The 25,806-nt window shown below is 41.5% G+C and carries 22 protein-coding genes; 17 read left to right on the top strand and 5 right to left on the bottom strand.

Features of this window, described 5'->3' with window-relative positions; genetic code table 11:
• Window positions 1-2,346 (top strand): bifunctional aspartate kinase/homoserine dehydrogenase II, encoded by a 2,346-nt coding sequence (gene metL / locus NYF15_RS17895; protein WP_371354299.1) that lies wholly within the window; start codon window positions 1-3, stop codon window positions 2,344-2,346.
• A gap of 91 nt (window positions 2,347-2,437) precedes the next feature.
• Here the strand turns inward: metL and NYF15_RS17890 are convergent, their stop codons facing one another.
• Window positions 2,438-4,939, bottom strand: coding sequence for a PBP1A family penicillin-binding protein (locus NYF15_RS17890; protein WP_237119775.1), 2,502 nt, complete (start codon window positions 4,937-4,939; stop codon window positions 2,438-2,440).
• Between the two features lie 132 nt (window positions 4,940-5,071).
• Between NYF15_RS17890 and NYF15_RS17885 the strand changes: the two genes are divergently transcribed.
• From NYF15_RS17885 to NYF15_RS17845, 9 genes are all read left to right on the top strand, one after another.
• Window positions 5,072-6,151 (top strand): pilus assembly protein PilM, encoded by a 1,080-nt coding sequence (locus NYF15_RS17885; protein ID WP_237119774.1) that lies wholly within the window; start codon window positions 5,072-5,074, stop codon window positions 6,149-6,151.
• Window positions 6,139-6,711, top strand: coding sequence for a PilN domain-containing protein (locus NYF15_RS17880; protein ID WP_130151665.1), 573 nt, complete (start codon window positions 6,139-6,141; stop codon window positions 6,709-6,711). Before NYF15_RS17885 ends, NYF15_RS17880 begins: the two co-directional genes overlap by 13 nt.
• Entirely contained in the window at window positions 6,701-7,306 is a 606-nt protein-coding gene (locus tag NYF15_RS17875) for a type 4a pilus biogenesis protein PilO (protein ID WP_062567301.1), read from the top strand. The genes NYF15_RS17880 and NYF15_RS17875 overlap by 11 nt, the downstream gene beginning before the upstream one ends.
• A gap of 20 nt (window positions 7,307-7,326) precedes the next feature.
• A complete protein-coding gene (locus NYF15_RS17870) occupies window positions 7,327-7,839 on the top strand; it encodes a pilus assembly protein PilP (protein WP_062567302.1) in 513 nt (170 codons plus the stop codon).
• 52 nt (window positions 7,840-7,891) lie between these two features.
• Entirely contained in the window at window positions 7,892-9,904 is a 2,013-nt protein-coding gene (locus NYF15_RS17865; protein WP_371354393.1) for a type IV pilus secretin PilQ, read from the top strand.
• A gap of 179 nt (window positions 9,905-10,083) precedes the next feature.
• A complete protein-coding gene (gene aroK / locus NYF15_RS17860) occupies window positions 10,084-10,602 on the top strand; it encodes a shikimate kinase AroK (RefSeq protein WP_036973192.1) in 519 nt (172 codons plus the stop codon).
• A gap of 26 nt (window positions 10,603-10,628) precedes the next feature.
• Window positions 10,629-11,699: a 3-dehydroquinate synthase gene (aroB, locus tag NYF15_RS17855; RefSeq protein WP_130151667.1), complete on the top strand. Its 1,071-nt coding sequence runs from the start codon at window positions 10,629-10,631 to the stop codon at window positions 11,697-11,699.
• Complete coding sequence (locus tag NYF15_RS17850) at window positions 11,699-13,036, top strand: AAA family ATPase (protein ID WP_371354298.1); 1,338 nt, start codon at window positions 11,699-11,701, stop codon at window positions 13,034-13,036. Before aroB ends, NYF15_RS17850 begins: the two co-directional genes overlap by 1 nt.
• 53 nt (window positions 13,037-13,089) lie before the next feature.
• Window positions 13,090-13,932 (top strand): Dam family site-specific DNA-(adenine-N6)-methyltransferase, encoded by an 843-nt coding sequence (locus NYF15_RS17845; RefSeq protein WP_371354297.1) that lies wholly within the window; start codon window positions 13,090-13,092, stop codon window positions 13,930-13,932.
• Here NYF15_RS17845 and NYF15_RS17840 read toward each other — a convergent pair.
• Window positions 13,904-14,089, bottom strand: coding sequence for a DUF2970 domain-containing protein (locus NYF15_RS17840; protein ID WP_237119770.1), 186 nt, complete (start codon window positions 14,087-14,089; stop codon window positions 13,904-13,906). The two genes, NYF15_RS17845 and NYF15_RS17840, sit on opposite strands and share 29 nt — an antisense overlap.
• 5 nt (window positions 14,090-14,094) lie before the next feature.
• Window positions 14,095-14,391 (bottom strand): hypothetical protein, encoded by a 297-nt coding sequence (locus NYF15_RS17835; RefSeq protein WP_341803762.1) that lies wholly within the window; start codon window positions 14,389-14,391, stop codon window positions 14,095-14,097.
• Window positions 14,392-14,708: 317 nt separating this feature from the next.
• On the opposite strand from NYF15_RS17835, the gene rpe reads away from it, so the two are divergent.
• The 4 genes from rpe (at window position 14,709) to NYF15_RS17815 (ending at window position 17,660) form a co-directional block, all read left to right on the top strand.
• A complete protein-coding gene (gene rpe, locus NYF15_RS17830; RefSeq protein ID WP_237119768.1) occupies window positions 14,709-15,395 on the top strand; it encodes a ribulose-phosphate 3-epimerase in 687 nt (228 codons plus the stop codon).
• The gene (locus tag NYF15_RS17825; RefSeq protein WP_371354296.1) at window positions 15,392-16,057 is read left to right on the top strand and encodes a phosphoglycolate phosphatase; all 666 of its coding nucleotides are present in this window, start codon (window positions 15,392-15,394) and stop codon (window positions 16,055-16,057) included. The genes rpe and NYF15_RS17825 overlap by 4 nt, the downstream gene beginning before the upstream one ends.
• 46 nt (window positions 16,058-16,103) lie before the next feature.
• Window positions 16,104-17,108 carry a tryptophan--tRNA ligase gene (trpS, locus tag NYF15_RS17820; RefSeq protein ID WP_130151674.1) on the top strand — a complete coding sequence of 335 codons (1,005 nt, stop codon included), beginning with the start codon at window positions 16,104-16,106 and terminating at the stop codon, window positions 17,106-17,108.
• 306 nt (window positions 17,109-17,414) lie between these two features.
• The gene (locus NYF15_RS17815) at window positions 17,415-17,660 is read left to right on the top strand and encodes a hypothetical protein (RefSeq protein WP_130151675.1); all 246 of its coding nucleotides are present in this window, start codon (window positions 17,415-17,417) and stop codon (window positions 17,658-17,660) included.
• Between the two features lie 29 nt (window positions 17,661-17,689).
• Here NYF15_RS17815 and NYF15_RS17810 read toward each other — a convergent pair whose 3' ends face one another.
• On the bottom strand, window positions 17,690-18,742 hold the full coding sequence (locus NYF15_RS17810; protein ID WP_371354295.1) for a hypothetical protein: 1,053 nt from the start codon (window positions 18,740-18,742) through the stop codon (window positions 17,690-17,692).
• A gap of 12 nt (window positions 18,743-18,754) precedes the next feature.
• Complete coding sequence (gene uvrA, locus NYF15_RS17805; protein WP_371354294.1) at window positions 18,755-21,574, bottom strand: excinuclease ABC subunit UvrA; 2,820 nt, start codon at window positions 21,572-21,574, stop codon at window positions 18,755-18,757.
• 162 nt (window positions 21,575-21,736) lie between these two features.
• Between uvrA and NYF15_RS17800 the strand changes: the two genes are divergently transcribed.
• The 3 genes from NYF15_RS17800 to NYF15_RS17790 all read left to right on the top strand — a co-directional run bounded on the left by NYF15_RS17800 (window position 21,737) and on the right by NYF15_RS17790 (window position 25,800).
• Window positions 21,737-23,104 (top strand): MFS transporter, encoded by a 1,368-nt coding sequence (locus tag NYF15_RS17800; RefSeq protein ID WP_371354293.1) that lies wholly within the window; start codon window positions 21,737-21,739, stop codon window positions 23,102-23,104.
• Window positions 23,105-23,124: 20 nt separating this feature from the next.
• Window positions 23,125-23,823 (top strand): single-stranded DNA-binding protein, encoded by a 699-nt coding sequence (gene ssb, locus NYF15_RS17795; RefSeq protein ID WP_130151679.1) that lies wholly within the window; start codon window positions 23,125-23,127, stop codon window positions 23,821-23,823.
• A gap of 321 nt (window positions 23,824-24,144) precedes the next feature.
• Window positions 24,145-25,800: an EAL domain-containing protein gene (locus NYF15_RS17790; RefSeq protein ID WP_371354292.1), complete on the top strand. Its 1,656-nt coding sequence runs from the start codon at window positions 24,145-24,147 to the stop codon at window positions 25,798-25,800.
• Window positions 25,801-25,806: the final 6 nt, after the last annotated feature.

Below are 25,806 nucleotides of genomic sequence, written 5' to 3'. Positions count from 1 at the left end.
ATGGTTAATATTGTTCATAAATTTGGTGGTTCGAGCCTAAGCTCGGCCGAGCGGTATCAAGCAGTTGCGAACATTGTGTTGGCGAACACTGAGCAAGGCGATTGTGTTGTTGTATCAGCCTCTGGGAAAACGACAGACACACTTGTAAAGCTCTGGCAGAGCTATCAACAAAATGATAATCAAGCTGTGAGTGATATTTTATTGCTTATTGATAATAATCAGCGTGCACTAATCGAGCAGCTATTAGTGTCGCAGAGTAAGCAGCATGCATTAGCTAAACTAAAAGATGAATTAGCATCACTGACAGAGTTAATTGCCCAGCAACAATTACAAGAAGCACCTTTACTTGCTCATGGTGAAGTTTGGTCTGCTCGGTTACTTGCAGCTTATTTAAATCAACTCGGTTTAGAATCTAAAGATGTTGATGCAAGACAACTCTTTACTTTGCATGATGGTCAATTGTTACATCAAAAAAACCAGCAAAGTTGCAGTGAGTTAATCAGCCAAAACCAGATCAATGTTGTAACAGGCTTCATTGCCGCTGATTGCCAAGGCAATACCGTAACGCTAGGGCGAAATGGCAGTGACTACAGTGCCACATTACTGGCTAGTTATACCTTTGCAAAGCAGGTATCAATTTGGACTGATACACAAGGTGTATTTAGTACAGATCCTCGCAAAGTTAAAAATGCTGTTAAATATAACAAGGTATGCCGTGAACAAGCGAATTTATTAGCCCGCTTAGGTAACCCTGTATTGCATGCTAAGACATTGTCGCCGCTAAAAGGTAGCGACATTAAACTCGTTGTAAGAAGCAGCTTTGACTGTGAGGCAAGCCCAACAGAGGTTGTAAAAGAGGGGTACAGTAAAGCTAAACGTTTTATTACGACCCTCGATAACATTGACTTACTTCGTGTTGATAAATTAAGTAGTGGCGAAGTGGGTGAGTTGAGCCAGTTGATTCAGCATAGCCTGCATCACTTTGTGAAAGCCGGCGATACGTATCTATTAGTGCCAGGCTCGTGTACACATCAAGTTGTAAGTTACCTTGCAGGGCGTGCCAATATTGTTGAGTCAAATTTAAGTGGTTGTGCGGTGGTAGCGCCAAGTAGTGATATTAGCTCACTCGCAGAGCAAACAACGGCGTTATTAAAAGAGCAAAGTATCAACACACGCTTTGTACAGCAAGATGAAAACTACGTGTTAGTTTTAAAAGACCAAGCGATTGATAGTGACGTGTTGACCTTACTACACGACAAGTTAATTAATAAAGGCCAAGAGTTGGCTGTGATTGTTGCTGGGCTGGGTAATGTGGGAGAGGTATTCCTGACACAACTACAAGCGCAGCTAAAACGCCTTTCAGAGCACTATGAAGTGAAAGTGGTCGCTTTACTTCGCTCTAAGCAAATGCTGTTTAGTGCTAGTGGTTTAAACACTGAGATGTGGCAAGAGCAGTGGCAAAATGAAGCGCAAAACTACGAAAAAGAAGAGCTACTAACACGTATTAGTGAACTTGATTATGAGCACAAAGTGATCGTAGATATCACAGCTAGTGAAGCGTTTAGCCTCTTATACCCTGATTTTGTTGAGCTTAACTGCCACCTGATCAGTGCTAATAAATATGCTGGTACTGCAGCTAATAGTTGGTATCAAAACTTACGCACTAATTTAGCTGAGCGTAATTTATTATGGCGTTATAACACCAGTGTTGGTGCAGGTTTGCCTATCAACTTTGCACTTGCGGATCTGCAAAACAGTGGTGATAAAATTAACCGTATTGAAGGCGTTTTTTCGGGTACTCTATCGTGGTTATGCAGCAGTTATGATGGCAGCGTGCCGTTTTCTGATTTAGTCCTACAAGCGCAGCAAATGGGTTATACAGAGCCTGATCCTCGTGAAGATTTATCGGGTCGAGATATGCAACGTAAGCTGCTTATTTTAGCACGTGATCTCGGTCTTGATTTAGAGCTTGATGATATCGCTTTAACTCCATTAATGCCTGAAGAGTTGGCTGCGGGTAGCTGGCAAGATTTCTTAGCAAATAAACATTTACTTGATGAATTTATGACGGCAAAAGCTGAACAAGCACAAGTCGAAAATAAACTTGTTCGCTATACCGGTGCGATTACCATTACTAATGGTAAAGTGAAGGCTGAAGTTGGCCTAGTTAATGTCGCAAAAGACGATGTGCTGGCAAGCCTTAAGCCCGGTGACAATATCTTTGTTATTAACTCACAGTGGTATACCGATAACGCTTTGGTAATCCAAGGCCCTGGTGCAGGAAAAGAAGTGACTGCGGCAGGCGTTCATTCTGATTTGTATTGGTTGGTAAACAACCTAAAATAAACCTTGTTTATCGTGTAAAAAAGCCGTCAAATGAAGTGACCCCCAGTTGGACATTCCAATTACTGGGGGTCTTTTTATTACACTCAATTAGCTAAAATAGCTCTTCTTCTGTTGAAAGATTTTCTTCGAATATATCCGTTGGCTGATCGAGTACATATTTTGTAGGTGCTGTGCCCTTAATAAAGTACTCAAAGCGGCTGGTATAATCATTTTTATGACTAAGCAAGCCCGTTGCTAAGTCAATACGAACAGACACCAGTCCTTCAGGTAACTCAATAGGTGCCTCAGGCATGCCATCGAGCGCGACACGCATAAAATCAACCCAAGCTGGTTGAGCCGTTTTAGCACCTGATTCTGCACCAGATATTTGTGATTTATCTAGATTATTATTGTAGGTTGAACGGCCGAGTGGGTTGCCAGGGTTATCGAAGCCAACCCACACTGAGGTCATCACGTTACGGTTAAAGCCACTAAACCAAGTATCAACAGAGTCATTGGTTGTACCGGTTTTACCCGAAAGATCACGGCGCTCAAGTGCTTGAGCTCGCCAGCCTGTACCACTCCAGCCCGTTTTGTGGGTCCAACTACCGCCACCCCAAACTGCGCTATGCATCGCTTGTGAAATTAAGAAAGCATTTTGCTTTGAAATGATACGCGGTGCACAACGCGGCGCAGTATCCGATTGTACTGAATTTACCTGGTCACTGTCGGCTGTATAACTAGTAAATGATGCTGGCTCAGGCGTGTCACACGCAAGCTCTGGCTGTGTTTTAAATATCGTATTGCCAGAAGAGTCCTGTATTTCAGTAATAAAATACGGGGTGATAAGGTGTCCACCATTTGCAAAGCTACTCATCCCTCTTGCCAGTTCAAGCGGTGTGATTGAAGCACTACCTAATGCAAGGGATTCACTGCGATTAATATCGCTATTCAAAAAGCCAAATTTAAGTAGGTGGTCTGCGGTGCGTTGTAAGCCAACACCGCGTAGTAATCTTACAGAGATCACGTTTTTAGATTGTGCAAGGGCGCGGCGGATACGAATAGGACCGTTATACACAGCAGGGCTGTTTTTTGGACGCCATGCAACACCTTGACTTTTATCCCACTGATTTATTGGCGCATCATTTAAAATAGATGCCAATGTGTAACCATTTTCTAGTGCCGCAGAATAGATAAACGGTTTAATATTTGAACCCACTTGACGCTTTGCTTGAACAGCACGGTTGTATTGACTTTGCTCAAAGCTGTAGCCCCCAACGATAGCCTTAATACGGCCATCTTGTGGGTCGAGCGATACGAGGGCACTTGATGCCTCTGGTATTTGGCTCAAAATATAGCTGTCATCAGCGTTTTTACGAAGCCATATCTGTGCACCAGCTGTGAGGATTTCAGCAGCTGTTTTTGGCGGAAAGCTCTGTCTATAGCGGGTGATATATTTACGCGCCCATTTTAAGCCATCCCATTCAACCGTTACCTGTTCACCATTTTTAAGCAATACTTGAATTGATTGTTCTGCAACTTGTGTAACGACACCCGTTAATAGTGGACCAAACTCTTTGACGTCTTTTAGCTTTTCTAAAATCGCGTCTTTATTAAGTGGACTTTCTGTTTCACTATCCCATAGTTGAGCTGTTGCACCTCGAAAGCCATGGCGCATATCATAGGCATGGAGGTTATTGACTAAAGCATCTTGTGCGGCTTGTTGTATCTCAGAGTCGATACTTGTAAATACCCTAAAGCCAGTATTGTAAGCGCGTTCATGACCAAAACGCGCGACCATTTCTGCACGTACCATTTCAGAAATATAGGGCGCGTATACATCAATTTCAGCGCCGTGAAACTTAGCCGTGATTGGTGCGCTGGTTGCTTCATCATACTGTGCTTGTGTAATGTATTTTTCTGTATACATACGACCAAGCACTACGTTTCGGCGTGCTTTAGCACGTACAGGGTTTCTGATAGGGTTTAAAGCAGAAGGGGCTTTTGGTAAGCCTGCAATCATCGCCATTTGCGCAAGGGTTAACTCGTTTAGGTCTTTGCCATAATAAACTTGAGCGGCGGCACCGATACCAAAAGCGCGATTTCCAAGCTCAATTTTATTTAAGTACAGCTCAAGAATTTCATCTTTACTAAGAATACTTTCAATATGCAGGGCGATAAAGATCTCTTTGACCTTACGAATATACGCTTTCTCTCGAGTTAAGAAAAAGTTACGAGCTAACTGCATAGTTATAGTGCTTGCGCCTTGTTTCTTTTCACCTGTGGAAATGAGTACAATGGCAGAACGAACAATACCAATAGGATCAATTCCTATATGTTCGTAAAAACGGTTGTCTTCAGTTGCTAAGATCGCATCAATGAGTGGTTGTGGTATTTGATCTATCGTGACGGGAATACGTCGTTTTTCACCAAATTGATTAATCAATAAGCCGTCCCGAGAAAAAACCTGCATAGGTGTCTGTAACTGAACGTCTTTTAATACCTGAACGCTAGGAATGTCAGGTTTAACGTAATAGTATAGACCGACTAAAGTAATAAGGCCTAAAAACGAGCAGATGATAATAAATTGTAAAGTTCTCTTTAATAAAATCACTTATATTTTCCCTAAATAGACTCCCAATTAGAATCGGAGACTGCTAGTATATATTGATTAAAAAATGAATAATATTTTTTCAGATAAAAATTATAACTTGTTTATTATTAAAACAAAGGCCAAGTTGCAAACATGTTAAGTCAGCTATTTAAAAAGCCTTCATCTATGATGGTAGGGATCGACATTGGATCGCATTGTATCAAAGCGGTGTTGTTGCAGAAAACAGACGCAGGTTTGCGACTTGAGGCTTTAGCGATAGAACCTATGCCCAAAGGTGCAATATCTGAACGATCAATTCAAGATATTGAAGCAATTGGCAATGTGATTACTAAATTAAAAAAGAAACTACCCAAATCAGTTCAGTCCGCGGCCGTAGCCGTGTCTGGACAAACCGTGATCACGAAAGTCATTTTTATGGATGTATCATTAACTGATGCTGAATTAGAGTCACAAATAGCCATCGAAGCAGATAGCCTTATCCCTTATCCCCTTGATGAAGTGAATATTGATTTTGAAAAACTTTCAATCAATGAGGCTGATCCAAGCAAAGTGAATGTTTTACTTTCTGCTGCGCGAACTGAAAGTGTCGAGGCACGAGTGAGTGCGCTTGAAACAGCTAATCTAAAAGCAAAAGTTGTTGATGTTGAAAGCTACGCATTGAGCCGTGCTATGGACATCTACTATCAGCAGCTACCAAGTGATGCTTTTAACAAGTGTGTAGCCGTCGTTGATATTGGCGCCGTATTGATGTTGGTGAGTGTTGTTCAAGCCGGTGAAACGATATATACCCGTGACCAAGTATTTGGTGGCGACCAGTATACTAATAGCATTGTTGGCTACTACAACAAGAGTTTTGATGAAGCCGAAATTGGTAAAACAACCGGTGATTTACCCCCTAATTACACCTTTGAGGTACTTGCACCATTTCAAACATCGCTATTACAGCAAGTAAGGCGTGCAGTGCAAATGTTCTTAACAACCAGTGGTAAAGATCAGGTCGATTATATTGTTTTAACCGGTGGAACTGCCATGATAGATGGATTAGATCGTCTATTGATTGAAGAATTAGGGATCCATGCAGTGGTTGCAGAACCTTTTGCTAATATTGAGATAGCCCCAAAAATAGATCGTAACGTTTTACAACGTCATCGTACGCAATTTGCAATAGCGACAGGGTTAGCATTAAGGAGCTTTTCATCATGCCACATATAAATCTGCTACCTTGGCGTGAACAGCAACGAAAAGAGTCACAAAATAAATTCGTCACTATTTTGTTTGCTGTTGTAGTGATCTGCTTTTTGAGTATGTACATTCTGAGCTCTTTTTATAGCGGCCTGCGCGAAGGGCAAAATATTAAAAATGATTTTTTGAATACAGAAATAGCATTACTGAATCAACGTATTCGCGAAATTAACGAGTTGGATAAAAAGAAAGAAAGCTTACAACAACGCATGCGCTTAATCGAAGAGTTACAAAGCAGTCGTAACCTAGGTACGCAAATTATGGACGAAGTTGCGAAAATAGTGCCTGCGGGAGTGTACTTAACTAAATTAGAGCGCCGTGGTAACAGTATTCATGTTGTTGGTCGTAGCGAGTCAAATAACCGTTTATCAACCATGCTACGCCAAGTTCAAGGCTCTTATTTACTTGAACGACCTATCATGCAAGGCATTGTTGCAGGTGAACAAACATCAAGACTACTGAGTGACTTTAATATGGAATTTTATGTTAAGCCATTTGATAAGATAGGCGAGGCGCGCAATGAACCTTGATATCAAATCGTTAACAGAAATAGATTGGAATGAAATAGAGCTCGAAAACATGGGCGATTGGCCTATCGCCGTTAAAGTTCTGTGTTGTAGCTTTGTTGCAGCTATTGTACTTTACTTTAGTTACAGCTTATTGGTGTCTGATGAAATAGCGAGTTATCAAGCCGCTGTTGAGAAAGAAACCCAATTGCGCACCACCTATAAGCAAAAGTACGCTATAGCAAGTAATTTAGAACTATATCGCCAACAAATGATTGATATGGAAGAGAAGTTCTCGCAGCTATTGAAGCGCTTACCGACCTCAAATGAAACCCCCGGATTACTCGATGACTTATCTTATGTGGGAACAACCAGCGGTCTTACATTCTTGAAAATTGGTTGGTTACCTGAAATAGAAAAAGAATTTTATACTGAGTTACCAATAAAAATAGAGGTTGTGGGTACTTATCATGAGTTTGGTGATTTTGTTGGTAAAGTCGCACAGCTTCCTCGTATTGTGAGCCTTCATGATTTTACAATTCAAACCTTAGGGAATGATGAGTTAACGTTTAGTGTTGTTGCTAAAACATACCGTTATGAAGGAGGGACTAAAAAGTGAAACAGTTCCCCTTAGTAATCATGATGAGTTTATTGCTCAGTGCATGTAACGATGATACCTCTGAGCAAAAAGAGTTTATTGATCAGGTTAAAGCAAGTACAACGCCGAAGGTCGAGCCGATTCCACAAATGGCGAATTTTGAGTATTTTGAATACAGTGCGGGTAAAATGCGCAGCCCCTTTGTAGCGCCTAAGCCTGAAATTATTCAAAATAATCTCGTGCAGGTAAAAAACTGCTTACATCCCGATCCTGATCGTGTTCGCCAGCCACTAGAAAAATACCCGCTTGATAACTTATCAATGAAAGGAACAATTGGCCGAAGTGGCCAAACATGGGCACTGATCAAAGCGGCTGATGAAACTCTTTATCGGGTTACTGTTGGTAATTATCTTGGTTTGTATCATGGCGAAATAAAAGAAGTGCATGACAATTATATACAATTATTAGAATTAATCCCTGATGGGGCTGGTTGTTGGAAAGAGCGTCTGACAAAACTAGAAATGTTAGAGGCAAATACAAATGGTGCAAGTTAATCGTATGAAAAGTAAAAACAAAATGCATAAAGCAACGACTTGGTTAAATGATATGCATAAATATATATTAGCTGCATTAGCGTTTTTTATGGCGCAAGCTGCTGTAGCCGCTCCACTATTATATGACATACGTTATAACCCATTAATGAAAGGCGAAACACAGTTACAACTCGTCTTTGATGAAGCACTCACCTTTGAGCCTAAAGTGCAGGTGTATAACTCGCCAGCTCGTATTGAGATGCTATTCAGTGACGTAGGTGTTGATAACAATGTACGCGATGTGGCCGTTAACCAAGCGGGTATAAAGCATGTTACAAGCACAATGACTTCTGAAGGTCTAAAAGTGACGGTATCTTTAGAGCGTTTGAAAATTTATAAAACAACCGCTAAAGATAACATAGTCAGCTTGCACGTTTCGGACAATCCAATAACATCTGACGAAGCTGATCCTCTTTCTGCAAAAAACAATTATATCAATACAATTCAGTCGATAGATTTCCGCCGTGGTGAAAAGGGTGAAGGGCGTGTACTTGTATTTTTGCAAGATACACAAGCTGCTATTGATGTTCACGAAAGTGGTGGGAAAATTGTCGCGGAGTTTCACCACACAGATATTTTAGATGACCTTCTTTATCAATTAGATGTACTTGATTTTGGCACTGTGGTTAGCTCAATCGAAACCTTCAAAGAAGGTAATATGAGCCGTGTTGTCATTGAGCCCAATGCTGCGTTTAAATTTACCCACCAACAAATAGAAAATATTTTTACCCTCACTGTTGAGAAAGATGATTCACAGCGAGCTTACCTTGATGGTGGTATAGAGTATCAAGGTCGACCAATGACCTTAAACTTCCAAGATATTCCGGTGCGCGCCGTTTTGCAGATTATTGCTGGATATAATGAGTTTAACTTAGTGACCAGTGACTCTGTAACAGGAAACATTACATTACGCTTAGAAGGTGTGCCATGGGATCAAGCGCTAGATGTTGTGTTGAAAGTCAAAGGTCTAGACAAACGTATGGATGGCACTATTTTAATGGTTGCGCCATCTGAAGAACTTGCTGCCCGAGAAGCAAAAGAATTAAAAGCAAAACAACAAGTCGAAGACTTAGAGCCTCTATACAGCGAGTATATTCGCCTTAATTATGCAAAAGCCGAAGAGTTTGCGGACTTACTAAAAACCGACACCAATAGTATTATTTCTGCGCGTGGTAGTGTCTCAGTTGATAAACGTACTAACACATTGCTAATCAAAGATACCGCAAAGAGTATTGAAAGTGTTCGTCGTATGGTTGAAACCTTAGATATTCCGGTAAAGCAAGTGGTGATTGAGTCACGTATGGTAACAGTACGTGACAATGTTCAAGAGGACTTGGGCGTTCGTTGGGGCTTTAGTGATCAACAAGGGAGTGATGGGATTGCTGGCACATTAGAAGGTGCAGAGACGATTTCGAATGGGGTTATTCCTAATTTATCTGACCGACTCAATGTTAATTTACCAATCTCAAACCCTGCGGGAAGCATTGGTATGCATGTAGCAAAACTTGCAAATGGCACCTTAATTGATTTGGAGCTGACAGCGCTTGAGGAAGAAAATAAAGGTGAAATTATTGCAAGTCCTCGTATTACAACAGCAAACCAGCAAAAAGCGCGCATAGAACAAGGTACAGAGATCCCTTATGTTGAAGCGGCATCAAGTGGTGCAACAACGGTGAGCTTTAAAAAAGCAGTATTAAGCTTAGAAGTAACACCGCACATCACGCCAGATAACAAAGTCATCTTAGATCTTGTGATTACACAAGATACACGTGGCGACACTGTTCAGACACCAACAGGACCTGCTGTAGCGATTGATACCCAACAGATTCAAACACAAGTGTTAGTTGAAAATGGACAGACGGTTGTGCTTGGCGGTATTTTCCAACAGCAAATCGTCAATTCAACAAAGAAAGTTCCCCTATTGGGTGATATTCCGTACTTAGGTGTTTTATTTAGAAGCACCAGTGAATTTAATGAAAAAAGAGAGTTGTTGATCTTCGTAACACCAAAAATTCAAATCGATTAGGTGATTTTTTCTTAATCAACGAGCAATTAACCTGTTTAATTGCTCGTTATATGGCTTTTTATGTTAATTGACTTGAAATACCCAATCAATTACTGAGATAATCCCCTCCTTAATTTTGGGGCCAGGTCGTTAGGCGGGGTTTTATTTCAAATTTTAGAGTTCGTTTGTACTAAAAAGATATGGCTGAGAAACGTAATATATTTCTAGTGGGCCCTATGGGGGCTGGCAAAAGCACAATTGGTCGTCACATTGCTGACCAATTACACCTTGAATTTTTCGATTCAGATCAAGAGATCGAGCGTCGTACTGGAGCAGATATTGCTTGGGTATTCGATCTTGAGGGTGAAGAGGGCTTTCGACTTCGTGAAGAAACTGTTATTTCAGACTTAACTGAGATGCAAGGTATCGTTCTTGCAACCGGTGGTGGTTCTGTGATCAGTAAAGAAGTACGTAATAAGCTTTCTGCTCGTGGTATTGTTGTATACCTTGAAACACCGATCGAAAAGCAAGTTGCACGCACGCAGCGCGACAAGCGTCGTCCATTATTGCAAACAGAAGAAGCACCGCGCGATGTATTAGAGCGCTTAGCTGAAGAACGCGAACCGCTATACAAAGAAGTCGCTGATTTTGTTGTCCGCACTGATGAACAAAGCGCAAAAGTTGTTGCTAATCAAATCATCGAGAAATTAGATTTTTAAAAACCAAGAATAAAAGGAAACTAGCGATGCTTGAATTAACTGTTAATTTGGACGAGCGAAGTTATCCTATTTATATTGGTCAATCTGCACTTCAATACGAAGGTCGACTCCGTGAACATATCGGTGATTGTCGACCTGTTATTATCACCAACGACACTATTGCACCTTTATATTTAGATGATGTAATGAGGTCGTTGGCTGATCTTAATCCGCTCTCTTTTATTATTCCTGATGGTGAACAATATAAGTCACTAGAGTGGTTTGAAAAGATTTCAGCATTTTTACTTGAGCATAACTGTGGCCGAGACACCTGCTTAATCGCTTTGGGTGGTGGTGTGGTTGGCGACTTAACGGGCTTTGTGGCTGCGTGTTACCAACGTGGCGTGCCGTTTATACAAGTACCAACAACTTTACTATCACAGGTCGATTCCTCTGTGGGTGGTAAAACAGCGGTAAATCATCCGTTAGGTAAGAACATGATTGGGGCTTTCTACCAGCCACAAGCGGTGTTCATTGATACTAAATCTTTGCATACGTTGCCTGAGCGTGAGTTTGCAGCAGGTATGGCCGAAGTCATTAAGTACGGGCTGATCTACGATACAGAATTATTTGCTTACCTTGAGCAAAATATTGCCAACCTTAAATCACTCGATGAGCAAACATTACAACACGTGATTTACCGTTGCTGCGAAATAAAAGCGCTTATTGTTGCTGAAGATGAAAAAGAAGCGGGCTTGCGTGCATTATTGAACCTAGGTCATACGTTTGGTCATGCGATTGAAGCACAGATGGGTTATGGTAATTGGCTACACGGTGAAGCGGTTGCAGCTGGTATGGTATTGGCGGCAAGGCTAGCACACAAGCGTAATGATTTATCACAACAAGAGGTTGAACGTATTGAAGCGGTTATTGCTCAATACGATTTACCTGTGGAAGCGCCAGATGATATGACTTGCGAGCAGTTTCTTGCTCATATGCGCAAAGACAAGAAAAATAAAAAAGGCACTATTCGCTTTATTCTCCCTACAAAATTTGGTCAATGTGCGCTGGTTAGTGATGTAACTGATCAGCAGGTTTGTGATTTACTTATACGCTGATGCAATCGCAAATATTGCCTAGCCGTGCTGCGCTAGTTGATCGAATCGCCCTGCAGTTTGAATATGGGCAAAACCTAATATGTTTATTAGGTCCTTCTGGTTTAGGGAAAAGTTATCTATTAGAAACTTTTATTACCGATAAGTACCTTGAGTTTAATAAAGCTTTCGTACAACTTAACGGTAAAATGACGGATCAACAATTCGTTACTGATTTACTCGAACAGAATTTTCGCAACCCGCTTATCGATCACTCATTAACACTTTCAGAGAACTTTTATCAGCTCTATAAGCAGCAGCCATGTGGCGATTGTTTATGGGTCATCGATGGTGGTCGTCACTTATCAGAAGAGCTCGTTCAGCAGCTTGAACTTATTGCAAAGCAAAGCCCCAGTACCCTCTATATCCTAATTGCCTCGCAATCGGTAGGGCAGTTTACACAAGCCGTTGAAATTCATCTTGAAGCTCTCAATATGAGTGAGAGCAAACAATTGATGCGTTGGTTTTTTCCTAACTTGCCAGTTGAAGAAGATCCTGTTTTTCGCACTTTTGTTGAAGAAGCTAAGGGCAATCCGGCTCTTTTATTGGCTTGGCAGCCACAAGAACATAGCGCTGATATTCGTGAACCAGAAAAAAGTTATAAATTACTCTACTTACTTTTATTACTGCTAACAACCATGCTGCTGATAATTGGCTTTTTATACAAGGCCGATATGACCGAGTGGTGGAAAGAACATTATCAACAAGATACAACATCAAAGGTTGCCACTGCGCTACCAGCTGAAAAAATCATAGCACCAAGTGACAAAGCTCTTGAAAAAGCACCTTTTGAAACCACTCAGCAACAAAGTAATGAGCAAGAACAACCCGTTGCTACGCTATCGCATGAAAATAACGTATCAGCAATTGTTGATAGTCTAGCTATTCCTGCACCTGCTGAACCTCAAAAAACGACTGAAAGTGATGATATCGCCACTGATTTAGTCGATGTATCTGCAGAGCAAGATAAGCTAACAGAGCCCACTGATGTCGCAACGTTAACAGGAAATGCCTGGTACTTAGCTGAACCTGATGGGCGCTTTGTTATTCAACTACTGGCAGTGACTAAACAAGAGATTACCGATAAGTTTATTACAGAAAATAACTTACAGGATACAGTTCATATATACCAAGCACTACGTAATGGTACACGTTGGTGGATTGTTACTTCCGGCAGTTATGAAACCTTAGGTGACGCAAAAAAGGCTGCTTTACAGCTTTCTGATAATGTGCGTAAAAATCAGCCTTTTTACAAAAAAATAAGTAAAATTAAGCAAGAAATCGCCTCACTAGATCAGTAAAATAAAACAGATTAGTGTAGAATCGCGCAACACTGAATTGAAGTTAAGAGCAGATGCAGCAAAAGACCAGAGCCTTCCTTAAGTGGGCAGGTGGAAAATACAGCTTAGTAGAAGATATTCATGCCCGTTTAAAAAAAGCGAGCGCGAGCGCTGATACCTTAGTTGAACCTTTTGTTGGTGCAGGTTCTGTTTTCTTAAATACAGATTTCAAGCATTACATTCTTAATGATATCAATGCAGACCTTATCAACCTGTATACCGAACTAAAACGCACTCCGGATGAGTTTATTAGTGATGCGAAAAAACTATTCGTTGAATTAAATAATCATCCAGAAGCCTATTATGAGTACCGTGTTCAGTTTAATCAAAGTAATGATGTGTATGAGCGTGCTATTTTATTCTTATACATGAACCGCCACGGCTACAATGGCTTATGTCGCTACAACCTCAAAGGCATTTTTAATGTGCCTTTTGGTAAATATAAGCGCCCATATTTTCCTGAAAAAGAAATGAACTTTTTTGCGCAAAAGGCACAGCAAGCAACCTTTACTTGCTTAGGTTATGACGAAGTATTTAAGCTCATTCCTGAAAATGCGGTTGTTTATTGCGATCCACCTTATGTGCCTTTGAGTAAAACGGCCTCATTTACCTCGTATGCGAAAGGGGGCTTTAATTTAGATGATCAAGCTAACCTTGCAAACCTAGCAGAGAAAACGGCATTTGAAAATAACACCCCTGTGCTTATCTCAAACCACGATACAGTGTGGACTCGGAAAATATACAGCCAAGCAGCACTTGATGAGATTCAGGTGAAACGCACAATTAGTCCAAAAGGGGGCTCGCGGAATAAGGTAAATGAGTTGATGGCTATGTATTTAGCACCAAAGAAACGGTGAAATAAATAGCCGCTACGAATAAGCTAAATAACACAAGAGCAATAGCAATGATCGTGCTTAATGAATGCTCTTTGAAATCGGCCTGACGTTTATTTTCTGATTGCACACCAAAAAAAGCAGCGAAAACACTTTGTAACGCGCTAAAAAACTTACTCATTGGGCTTAAAATTTTGAGCCTAAACTACTAACTTTCTTTGATTCTTCACTACTTGTTAGTAATTCTAGTAAATCTAAATAATGGAATTGTGCGCTGCGGCTATCACCCGTAAGCCAAGAAAACCAACCTGTTTCTTGTTCGGCTTGCATACATTGATTAGCAGTTGAAGAAAGGCCTGTTGTGTTACATTGACAATTTGATGCAGTTAATAAAAAGTCGTCATTCTCAGTTGAAAGCGAATGTGCAAAAGCAGCAACAGTCAGTGCGGACGCGATTAAGATCCCAGTTTTAAAAGCACGCATGGTAATAACCTTAGTTTATGTTATTTAGACAAGCATACCTAACAATTGCTCAAATAACAAACTTAATTAGTGCTGAATTTAAGGAAAAATTAATAAAATTAGTGTCTTGAGGTAAGCTTTATGTTTGATTTTTGTGTGTCAAAATCTAACTATGCGAATAAATTAAATAATTTATTACTCATACTTAAGTTCAGTTAGTTTAATGGGCTCGTTCATAGTGTTTATTTACCTCACAAAGAGCGCGGTGTTTTAATCGGCTAGCTATTGGGTTACATTATGCGCTCTTCTTGCAGTCGCAAATTATGATGGAATTTCTCATGTTGGAAACATTACAAAAGTATTTAATAGCCCCGTCTATACTCTCGGCCGATTTTGCTCGCTTAGGTGAAGATGTTGATCGTGTACTCGCAAGTGGCGCTGATGTTGTACATTTTGATGTAATGGATAACCACTATGTGCCAAACCTAACTTTTGGCCCGATGATTTGTAAAGCGCTGCGTGACTACGGCGTGACGGCACCGATTGATGTGCACCTCATGGTAAAACCAGTCGATCGTATTATCCCAGACTTTGCAGAAGCAGGCGCTTCAATTATTAGTTTTCATCCTGAAGCCAGTGAACATATTGATCGCACCTTGCAGCTCATAAAAGACAGTGGCTGCCAAGCTGGTTTGGTGTTCAACCCTGCAACCAGTCTTAGCTATCTTGAACATGTACTCGATAAAGTCGATGTGGTGTTATTAATGTCGGTTAACCCTGGCTTTGGTGGCCAAAGCTTTATTCCACATACTCTTGAGAAGCTTCGCCAAGCGCGTAAAATTATTGAGCAATCAGGACGTAATATTCGTTTAGAAGTCGATGGTGGGGTTGGTGTTGATAACATTGCTGAAATTGCAAAAGCAGGCGCTGATATGTTTGTTTCAGGCTCTGCGATTTTCAATCAACCAGATTATAAAGCGGTAATCGATGCAATGCGTAACGAACTTGCGAAGGTTGATTCATGAAGTACGATGCAGCATTTTTTGATTTAGATGGCACCTTAGTCGACAGTGTTTATGATTTATACATAGCGATGAACCTGACTCTGACTGACCTAGCATTTCCGGTTGTTAGCCAAAAGCTGGTTGAAAGCTGGGTGGGAAATGGTATAGAAACGCTTGTAAAGCGTGGTTTGAGTGGCGATATGCAAGTCAGTGAACATTTAGATGAAGCCCTTGCTGAGCGCGCCATTAATTTGTTTTATCAGCACTATGACCAAGTTGTAGGTGACTATAGTGCGCTTTATCAGCATGTAGAAACGGGGCTTGCTGCGCTTGCTGGTATGCCTAAAGTGGTGATCACCAACAAAGCACGTCGTTTTACTGAGAAGTTACTTGATAAACTCTCACTGACCAGCCATTTTCAGCTGATTGTCTGTGGTGATGATATGGCAAAGAAACCATCACCTGAGCCTTTGCAATTTGCATGTCAGCAACTTGATGTAAGCCCAGAAAAAGTAGTTATGATAGGCGATTCAAAAAGTGATATTTTGGCTGCCAAAGCAGCTAATATTGAAGTTGTTGCGCTAGGTTACGGCTATAACCAAGGTGAAAACCTCGCTGATTTCAATCCAGAGTACCTCTGCGAGAATTTCTTAGATATAATACCTGTTCTTACCCAAAGGTAAGTGCATTTTAAATTCGTCTTTTTAAGTAAAAATATAAAGGAACATCATGAGTAAACCAGTAGTGTTAAGCGGCATTCAGCCAACCGGTGGTATGACAATAGGCAACTATGTTGGCGCTATTAACCAGTGGCTTAAGCTACAGGAAGACCACGAAAGTTTCTTTATGTTAGTAGATTTACATGCCATTACTGTACGTCAAGATCCAGAGCAACTACGCTCGCGCGTGCTTGACGGTATTGCGCTGTATGCAGCATGTGGCATCGACCCTGAAAAATCGGCATTATTTGTACAATCTCAAGTGCCAGAACATGCTCAGCTTAGCTGGGTGTTAAATTGTTATGCGCAAATGGGTGAGCTTAACCGTATGACGCAGTTTAAAGATAAGTCGTCAAAGCATGCGAATAACGTAAATGTGGGCTTATTCTCTTACCCAGTGCTGCAAGCGGCTGATATCTTGTTATATCAGGCTGATCAAGTGCCAGTGGGTGAAGATCAAAAGCAACATCTTGAGTTAACACGTGATATTGCAACACGCTTCAATAACTTATACGGTGATGTTTTCAAACTACCTGAACCATACATCCCTGAGTTTGGTGCACGTGTAATGAGCCTGCAAGATCCACTGAAAAAAATGTCTAAGTCAGATGAAAATCCAAACGGTTACATCATGTTATTGGATGAGCCGAAGAAGATTGAAAAGAAACTGAAAAAAGCAGTCACAGATTCAGACGAGCAAGCGCGTATCTACTTTGACCGTGAAGAAAAACCAGGTGTATCTAACTTACTCACTTTATTATCAGTTGCAACTAAGCGCTCAATTGAAGACTTAGTACCTGAATATGAAGACAAAATGTATGGTCATCTGAAAAAAGACACAGCAGCAGCGGTTGTGAGTATGATTGAGCCAATCCAAGCGCGCTTTAAAGAAATTCGCGAAGATCAGTCACTACTTGATAGCATTATGAAATCAGGTGCTGAAAAGGCGAGTATCCGCGCTGAAAAAACATTAAAAGCTGTTTACGATGCGGTAGGTTTTATCCCTCGTCCGTAAGCTTTTCAACAAGTTATTGAAATAAAAATACCGCTAAATAGCGGTATTTTTTTATTAAAAACTCAGCACGATTAATACTGTAAACAAACAGATAAGTGCAGCAGCAGTTTTGTCTGTTTTTTCCATTTTTCTTCCTCATCAGCGCTCAACTGTGCAATCACGTAGCCTTTACTTACTGCGAGTATCGATATTCTTTTTAAATCTAATTCTAATAGGGAAAAATAAGCTTTTAAGTCATTTTATTTTTGTGGTTTTGCCTTTTGATGATAGTTTGAATGTAGCAAATAGGAACTTGGAGATTTGGATATGGGTTTTAAAGTAAAACATTATGCGGCTAAAACCGTGCCTGCGAATAGCTCATTAGAATGGGAGCTAATCTTAACTGAACTTATCATTGGTAGCCTTTGTGCTGCATTCGCAAAGATCGGCTATGATGCTGCTATGTTACTTATTTTTATACCCAACTTAGTAATCGCCTTAGTTTGCTTTGGCTTTATTGGGCTTTCGATATTTCATTTCATCAGAGAAAAACGCAGTAAGCCAAGTGAGTAGTATTGATTGCTGCGCTATTTTTTTGTCTGCTATTTAGTAACTGGCAAGATACCTGGTGAGTCACAAGCAATCACTTCAAAGCGGTAGCCATATTCCGCATTGTTATCTGGGGTTACTTGTACAATTTCGTAATCATTCAGTTCAACCGCTTTACTGTTTTCTGTTTTTATACAGCGGGAGTAACTATCCGCCTCAAAGCTGTAAGCAAACATAGCAATTAAGCGTTTACTGCGTTCAAAGTAGCCTTTGGTATCTAAAAACTGGCGTAGGTTTTCGGCTGTTTCGCCATCACCGTCAAGATTAACGTCAGGCTTTGGTGTGAGTGGTTTCTCTGAGCTGTCTGGCAGTTGTTGTTCTATTTTTTCACTGAGTTCTTCAACCGCTTTTTGCTGCTCTTCACCTGACTCTTTAGCAATGGCTTTACTGTCTGCAAAGGTACTGACAATGTTGTCGAGTACTTCTTCAGGCGGTTGGTCGTCAATAAACGAAATTAGGTTGATCAATACCACTGACGCTAGTACGAAGCGTACTATGGCGGTTAATAGTGGCGAATAGCTTTGGCTTATAAACTTAATTCGCTCAGAGCCAAATGGTTTTATCAGTAATAAAGCAAAAATATAGAAAGGTAAAAAAAGTTGGAATAGTAATAGGGTCGCTAGGCTAATGCCCATCGCCCAAGGGGGTAAATATAAGAGAGTGGCAAAGTTATGTGTGTAGTTAAAGTGAGTTGATGAGACATGAGTTACATCGTTCACAATACCACTCGCACCTGCCAATACAAAGTTAGCGATACTGGCGTAGAAGATTAAAATCAACGCTTTGCCTGCAAGTGAATGCCAAAGCTGATTAAATTTGGGCCAAAATTCTATAACGAGTGCGATGATCGTAATGGTGGCACTTAACCAGCCCGATTGCAGAACAATCAGGCTGCTTAATGCTAACAGATAGAGCTTTTGTGCGGTACTTAAGTTAAACCAAATAGCTTGTATGCGCTCAACCAGCCTTGTTTTATGTGGCTGCCAGCTACGTTGCTGAAGCTGTTTATTCGCGCGCCATTTTGCAATTTTTAAATACCTACGCACGCATTATCCTTTTTATAACAGTGGTTTTAAGTATCTTCCTGTGTGTGAACGCTCACAATCAGCGACCTCTTCAGGTGTACCAGAAATTAAAATTTCACCGCCGCCTGAGCCACCTTCTGGACCTAAATCGACAATCCAGTCTGCGGTTTTAATCACATCAAGGTTATGCTCAATAACAACTATGGTATTACCGTGATCGCGTAAGCGGTGAAGTACTACTAATAATTGCTGAATATCAGCAAAGTGTAAACCCGTAGTTGGCTCATCAAGGATATATAAGGTTTTACCGGTATCGCGTTTTGACAGTTCACGAGCCAGTTTCACACGCTGCGCTTCACCACCTGAAAGAGTCGTTGCCGCTTGACCTAAGCGAATATACGATAAGCCGACATCCATTAAGGTTTGCAGTTTACGTGCAATAGCCGGAATTTTATCAAAGTAGTCACGGGCATCTTCTACGGTCATTTCGAGTACTTGGTGAATGTTTTTACCTTTGTACTGTACTTCGAGGGTTTCACGGTTGTAGCGCTGGCCTTTACATACATCACAAGGTACATATACATCAGGTAAAAAGTGCATTTCTACCTTGATCACACCATCGCCTTGGCACGCTTCACAACGACCACCTTTAACGTTAAAGCTAAAACGACCAACCTTATAGCCACGCGAACGGGCTTCTTGAGTACCCGCAAATAGCTCACGAATACCGGTAAAAATGCCGGTGTAAGTGGCAGGGTTTGAGCGCGGAGTACGGCCAATCGGGCTTTGGTCAATATCAATGACTTTATCAAAATGATCCAGACCTTTAATTGACTTATACGGTGCCGCTTCGGCGGTCGTTGCGCCATTTAACTCTGTATGAGCCAGCTTAAATAAAGTGTCGTTGATAAGCGTTGATTTACCTGAGCCTGATACACCCGTGATACAGGTCATTAAGCCAAATGGAATACGTAAATCAACGTTCTTTAAGTTGTTACCTGTGGCACCAAATAACTCAAGCCATTTGTCGGTGGTTTGATGGCGAGCCGTTGGTACTTCGATTTTCTTTTCGCCAGAGAGGTACTGACCTGTGATTGAATCTTTACTCGCTAGAATATCGTCGTGGGTACCCTCGGCAATAACATGGCCACCATGAACACCCGCACCAGGACCAATATCGATAATATGGTCTGCAGCGCGAATGGCATCTTCGTCATGCTCAACCACAATCACTGTATTGCCTAAATCACGCAAGTGAATAAGGGTTTTTAATAGGCGGTCGTTATCGCGCTGATGCAAACCAATGGATGGCTCATCCAATACGTACATTACACCAACAAGACCTGCACCGATTTGACTTGCTAAACGAATACGCTGCGCTTCACCGCCAGACAGGGTGTCGGCACTTCGCTCAAGTGATAAATAGTTAAGGCCTACATTAATTAAGAAAGATAAACGGTCGCGAATTTCTTTGAGAATTTTTTCGGCAATTTGCGCGCGCTGGCCTGTCAGACTCAAACTTTCAAAAAATGCCATGCTTTCACCAATACTCATAGTGGTGATAGCTGGCAGGTTTGTTTGGCCAATAAATACGTGGCGAGCTTCTTCACGAAGTCGTGAGCCATGACAGCTCGGACACGCTTGGCTTGTTTGGTATTTAGCAAGCTCTTCGCGAACTGAGTTTGACTCGGTTTCACGGTAGCGGCGATTCATATTATTTAAAACGCCTTCAAACTCATGGTTACGCGTAATTAAGTCGCCACGGTCGTTACGATAGTTAAAGGCAATTTTAGTTTTACCTGAACCTTCAAGAATCACCTTTTGCGCATCTTTACCAAGTTCTTGGAAAGGCACTTCTAGGTCAAACTTATAGTGCTCTGCGACAGCTTGCAGCATTTGGAAGTAATAAAAGCTGCGTTTGTCCCAGCCTTTAATTGCCCCGCCCGATAAGCTTAGCTCAGGATTTTGCACAACACGGTTTGGATCAAAATACTGACGCACACCTAAACCATCACAGCTTTGACACGCACCCGCCGGGTTATTGAACGAGAATAAGCGCGGCTCAAGTTCACTCATGGCATAGCCACAAGTAGGGCAGGCAAAATTAGCAGAAAACAGCATGTCTTCGCTGAGTGAGTCGTCCATTGCCGCTACATGGGCAATACCACCCGATAGCTCAAGGGCTGTTTCGAATGATTCAGCTAAGCGCTGTTGTTGGCCATCTTTTACTTTAAAGCGGTCAACCACGACCTCGATAGTATGCTTTTTATGAAGCTCAAGAGTCGGTGGATCTGATAAGTCACATACTTCGCCATCGATACGGGCGCGAATAAAACCTTGGCTTGCGAGTTGCTCAAGCAGCTTAACGTGCTCACCTTTACGATCTTTTACCACAGGTGCGAGCAGCATTAGCTTGCTACCTTCAGGAAGCGCTAAAACCGTATCGACCATTTGGCTGATCGTTTGTGCGGCAAGTGGTAAGTCGTGAGTAGGGCAGCGAGGCTCACCGACACGGGCAAACAATAAACGTAGGTAATCGTAAATCTCAGTGATTGTACCAACTGTTGAACGCGGGTTATGCGAGGTCGATTTTTGCTCGATAGAGATAGCTGGAGATAAACCTTCGATGTGATCGACATCGGGTTTTTCCATTAGCGATAAGAACTGTCTTGCATACGCTGACAGTGATTCAACATAACGACGTTGCCCTTCTGCATACAAAGTATCAAACGCTAAAGACGATTTCCCTGAACCAGATAGGCCAGTGATAACTATCAGCTTATCACGGGGAATGGTTAGGCTGATGTCTTTTAAATTGTGCGTACGGGCGCCTCGGACTTCAATGTTTTCCATGCTATCTCGTTTTATTACCTAATTATTTTTTCAGTATCTCATAATACGCGATAAGATTAATCCTTGATCAAAGAAAAAATCATCACTTACAGGTGATTATTTAGTTTTCGCTTGTGGTAGAATCCACGCTCACATTTTAATAGACAGCAAGATCAGTAATTCATGACAGCATCTTCACTCAACTCTCGAGAAAAACGCGCAGCCGTTTCGTTGGCGAGCGTATTTGCATTCCGTATGCTTGGCCTATTTATGCTGATGCCAGTATTGGCGATTTATGGTCAGCAATTAGAAGGGTTTTCGCCACTGTGGATTGGCTTTGCTATCGGTGCCTATGGTTTAACACAAGCCGTGCTGCAAATTCCGATGGGTTGGTTGTCTGATAAAATTGGTCGTAAAAAAGTGATTATTGGTGGCCTTTGTGTGTTTGCACTTGGCTCTGTTATTGCGGCAACCGCTGAGTCTGTGCAAATGGTGACACTAGGGCGTGCACTGCAAGGTATGGGCGCGATTGCCAGTGCCTTATTGGCACTGGCTTCTGATTTAAGCCGTGATGAACAACGTCCGAAAGTTATGGCGGTGATTGGCATGTGTATTGGCATGAGCTTTGCTGTTGCTATGCTACTTGGGCCAATTGTTGCTGCCTCTTGGGGAGTTGCTGGGGTATTTTGGCTTACCGCAGGGCTTGCTATTTTAGGTATTTTTATTGTGTTATTTTTAGTGCCTAATGCGGTTAGTAAAGCCCCAAAAGGCGACACGCTCGCGACGCTTGATGACATTAAGCAACTCATTAAACACCCGCAATTAGCACGCCTTGATTTTGGTGTGATGTTGCTTCACCTGACATTAACCACCGTATTTGTCGCCTTACCAGGTCAGCTTATCAAAGATGGTTTAATTGCAGACCATCATTGGTATTTATACATCCCTGTGCTGTTTTTAGCGTTTTTCTTGATGGCTCCAATGATGATAGTGGCGATTCGAAAAGAAAAAGAGAAACAAGCCTTTATTGGCTCAATCGCGCTGCTTGTTTTAAGTATGCTCGCGATGTCGTTATGGGTTGATTCGGTGATTGGCATTGGTATTTGTATGCTGGTTTACTTTATTGCTTTTAACTTTTTAGAAGCAACCATGCCTGCACTTGTGTCGCGTATTGCCCCTGCAAATCAAAAAGGTTCTGCGATGGGGGTGTTCTCATCAACGCAGTTTTTTGGTGCCTTTTTAGGTGGTTTATTAGGGGGTTACGTTGCTCAAGTGTTAAGTGCGCAAGCAGTGTTTGCGGCGGCGGCACTTGTTGGGTTAATATGGCTTATCCTTGCTTGGAATATGCAAGTCCCACCAAGAAGTAAAATTATTAGCTTAATGACTGAATTAAGTTCAGAGCAGCAGGCACAAGCGCTTGCTTCTCGTCTAGTTGCTTTACCGGGCGTAATTGAAGCAACGGTTGTTTGTGATGAAAATCGCAGCTATTTAAAGATTAATGATAAAGAATTTGACCTAGACCAAGCACGTAAAGTGGCTGGTTTAATCTAACGTTTTATAGGAGAAGTTCCATGGCACGCGGTGTGAACAAAGTTATCTTGGTTGGTAATTTAGGCCAAGATCCAGAAGTACGTTATATGCCTAATGGCAATGGCGTAGCGAATATCAGCATTGCTACGACAGATAGCTGGAAAGATAAAAACACAGGGCAAATGCAAGAGCGTACTGAATGGCACCGTGTTGTGTTATTTGGCAAACTCGCTGAAGTAGCTGGTGAGTATCTTCGTAAAGGTTCACAAGTGTACATTGAAGGTCGTTTACAAACGCGTAAATGGACTGACCAATCAGGTCAAGAAAAATACACCACAGAGATCGTGGTAGACATGGGCGGCCAAATGCAAATGTTAGGTGGCCGTGGTGGCGATCAGCAAGGTGGTGGTTATCAAGGTGGCCAATCACAAGGCGGTTACCAAGGTGGTCAACAACAAGGTGGCGGCTACGGCGGTGGCTCACAACAAGCACAAAGCAATAATAGCTATGCGCCACAACAACAGTCTGCGCCAGCACAGCAGCAACAGCGCCCGCAACAGCAACCTGCACCACAACAACAAAGTAATAACCAGTATGGTGGCGGTTATGGTCAACAGCAGCAAAACAACGCGCCACAACAAGGCGGTGGCTTTGCGCCTAAACCTCAAAATGCACCACAAGGCGGCGCATCAAACCCGATGGAGCCACCAATCGATTTTGATGATGATATTCCGTTCTAATTCACATACATTGAGTGTTTGAGTTATTTAAACCCAGCCTAGTTGCTGGGTTTTTTATTGCTTTAAAATGGCTTTGTTATTGTGTGTAAGCTTGCAGCTGTCGGTTACAAAATAATTATCATTAACACTTTTTGCTAGGTGTTTAAAATTACATGACTTTTGACAGCGTTGGTCTTAGGATAATTCTGAAATTGCTTTTAATCGCTCTGTAGCCTTGTATTTATAGGGTTCTTGAACAACACTTTGTGTATGTTTGAGCAACAAAGCTGTGAAATGAGAAAAGATTTTACCGCACATATTAAGAAATCGGAGGCCATTTATATGGCGGCCGTTTTTTTGCTATTAGTTGTTTTTAATATTTTTTTAAGTGATGTACTACATGAAAAAGTACATAACTCAGGGACTGAGCTTGCCAAGCAAATCTATGACTTAAGCCTCGATCCTGTTTCCTCACATGACATTATTGCAACTTTAGTTCAAAGCCAAGGATTTGTGATGAATACGTCAGAGGTATCACCTAATTTAGCTAAGTTTATTGATTTAGAACAGGAAGTCTTTAGCTATAAAACGGTGAGCCTGCGGTTATTTCATTGGCCTTCTTGGTTAGTGGAAAGTCATTTGTTTTTGTTTCTAAATTTAATCTTGGTTGGAGCGTGTTATTGGGGGTTACGTCGCTGGCGAATGGCGCTTAAAACACCGATGCTGGAAGATACAAGGATTAAGAAGCAAGCTCAATTGAGTGAAGGTGAGCCAGAAAAGCCTCGTAAATCAATAACACCAAAGCTTTTGCCCCATCAAGATTTGAACATTCTGTATGGTGTTCCTACCAATTATAACCATTTATTTTCGTTATTTTTTTGGAAAACTCCTTTTCCTGAAAACTTGGATGTCGATAATTATTTTAAATTAGTGATTGCTAAAGGATTTGGTGAGTTGGTTAATCGCTCTGTTAAGTTGCTCCCTTCAGGGGGAATAGCAGTCACATTGAATAGCGTCCCTGCGACTGAGGTTGATAAATACACTAAGCGATTGCATCAAGTTATCTACCAAGCATGTCTTAATTATCGCAGTGACTTGTCCCGCAGTGATGTAAAAATCGGGGTATGTAATTACCGTACAGGCGCGGATCAAGCGGTTGTTTATCAATTGACTAAATCGGCTCTTGCGCTAGCAAAACAAAGTGCTTGGCAACATATTCATCGCTTGCCATTTGGGCACACGCAATCGAGTGTGCTCGCTGACAGCAAAGAACACTTATTTGAATATATAAAGAAAAAGCACTTTATGCTTTTTTTCCAACCGTTATTTGATTTGCAGACTGGCGATATCCTTCAGCATGAAGCGTTAATTCGCATTCGTCATAAAAGCCTCGGGCTTTTGGCAGCGCGTCATTTTATCCCGCAGATGAGCAGTAAAAAGGATGTACTTTTACTTGATCAAACGGTTGTTTTGCAGGTAAAAAAAATGCTGTTGAGTGAGCGAGGGGCAATGGCTGTTAGCATCAACTTACATGCTCTGAATTGGTTTAACAAAGAGTTTTGGCAGTGGTTGAAAGATGAGATGCGAAGCTGTGATACGGTCAGTAAGCTGCAATTTGAATTAAATGAGGATGACTTTTTAAAGCAGCGCCATCGGTTAGCAGGGCAACTAGATTGTTTGGGAAAACTGTCGGCAGGTGTGGTGATTGATAATGTACGCAGCGCAGAGCATTTACCTCTTTACCGTGAACTTGCTAATTTTTGCGCCATAAAACTTGCGTTTGAGTTAATACACAATATTGATACTAACAAGCAACAGCAAAAGATCGTGAAGCAAATTATTGCAAAAGGGCATGAATTAAGTTGCCCTGTTTATGCCGTGGGTGTTGAGACACAAAATGAGTTAGCAACGCTGAAAAATTTAGGAGTGGTTGCTGCACAAGGGTTTTATTTTGCTGAACCACTACAAAAGTTGGCGGATATTACCCCATATAGCTGACCGTCG

Source organism: Pseudoalteromonas sp. 68 DY56-GL68, assembly GCF_041414825.1.
GTDB lineage: Bacteria > Pseudomonadota > Gammaproteobacteria > Enterobacterales > Alteromonadaceae > Pseudoalteromonas.
The sequence above is the reverse complement of the archived record's forward strand: the minus strand, read 5'-3'. Positions and strand labels throughout refer to the sequence as shown.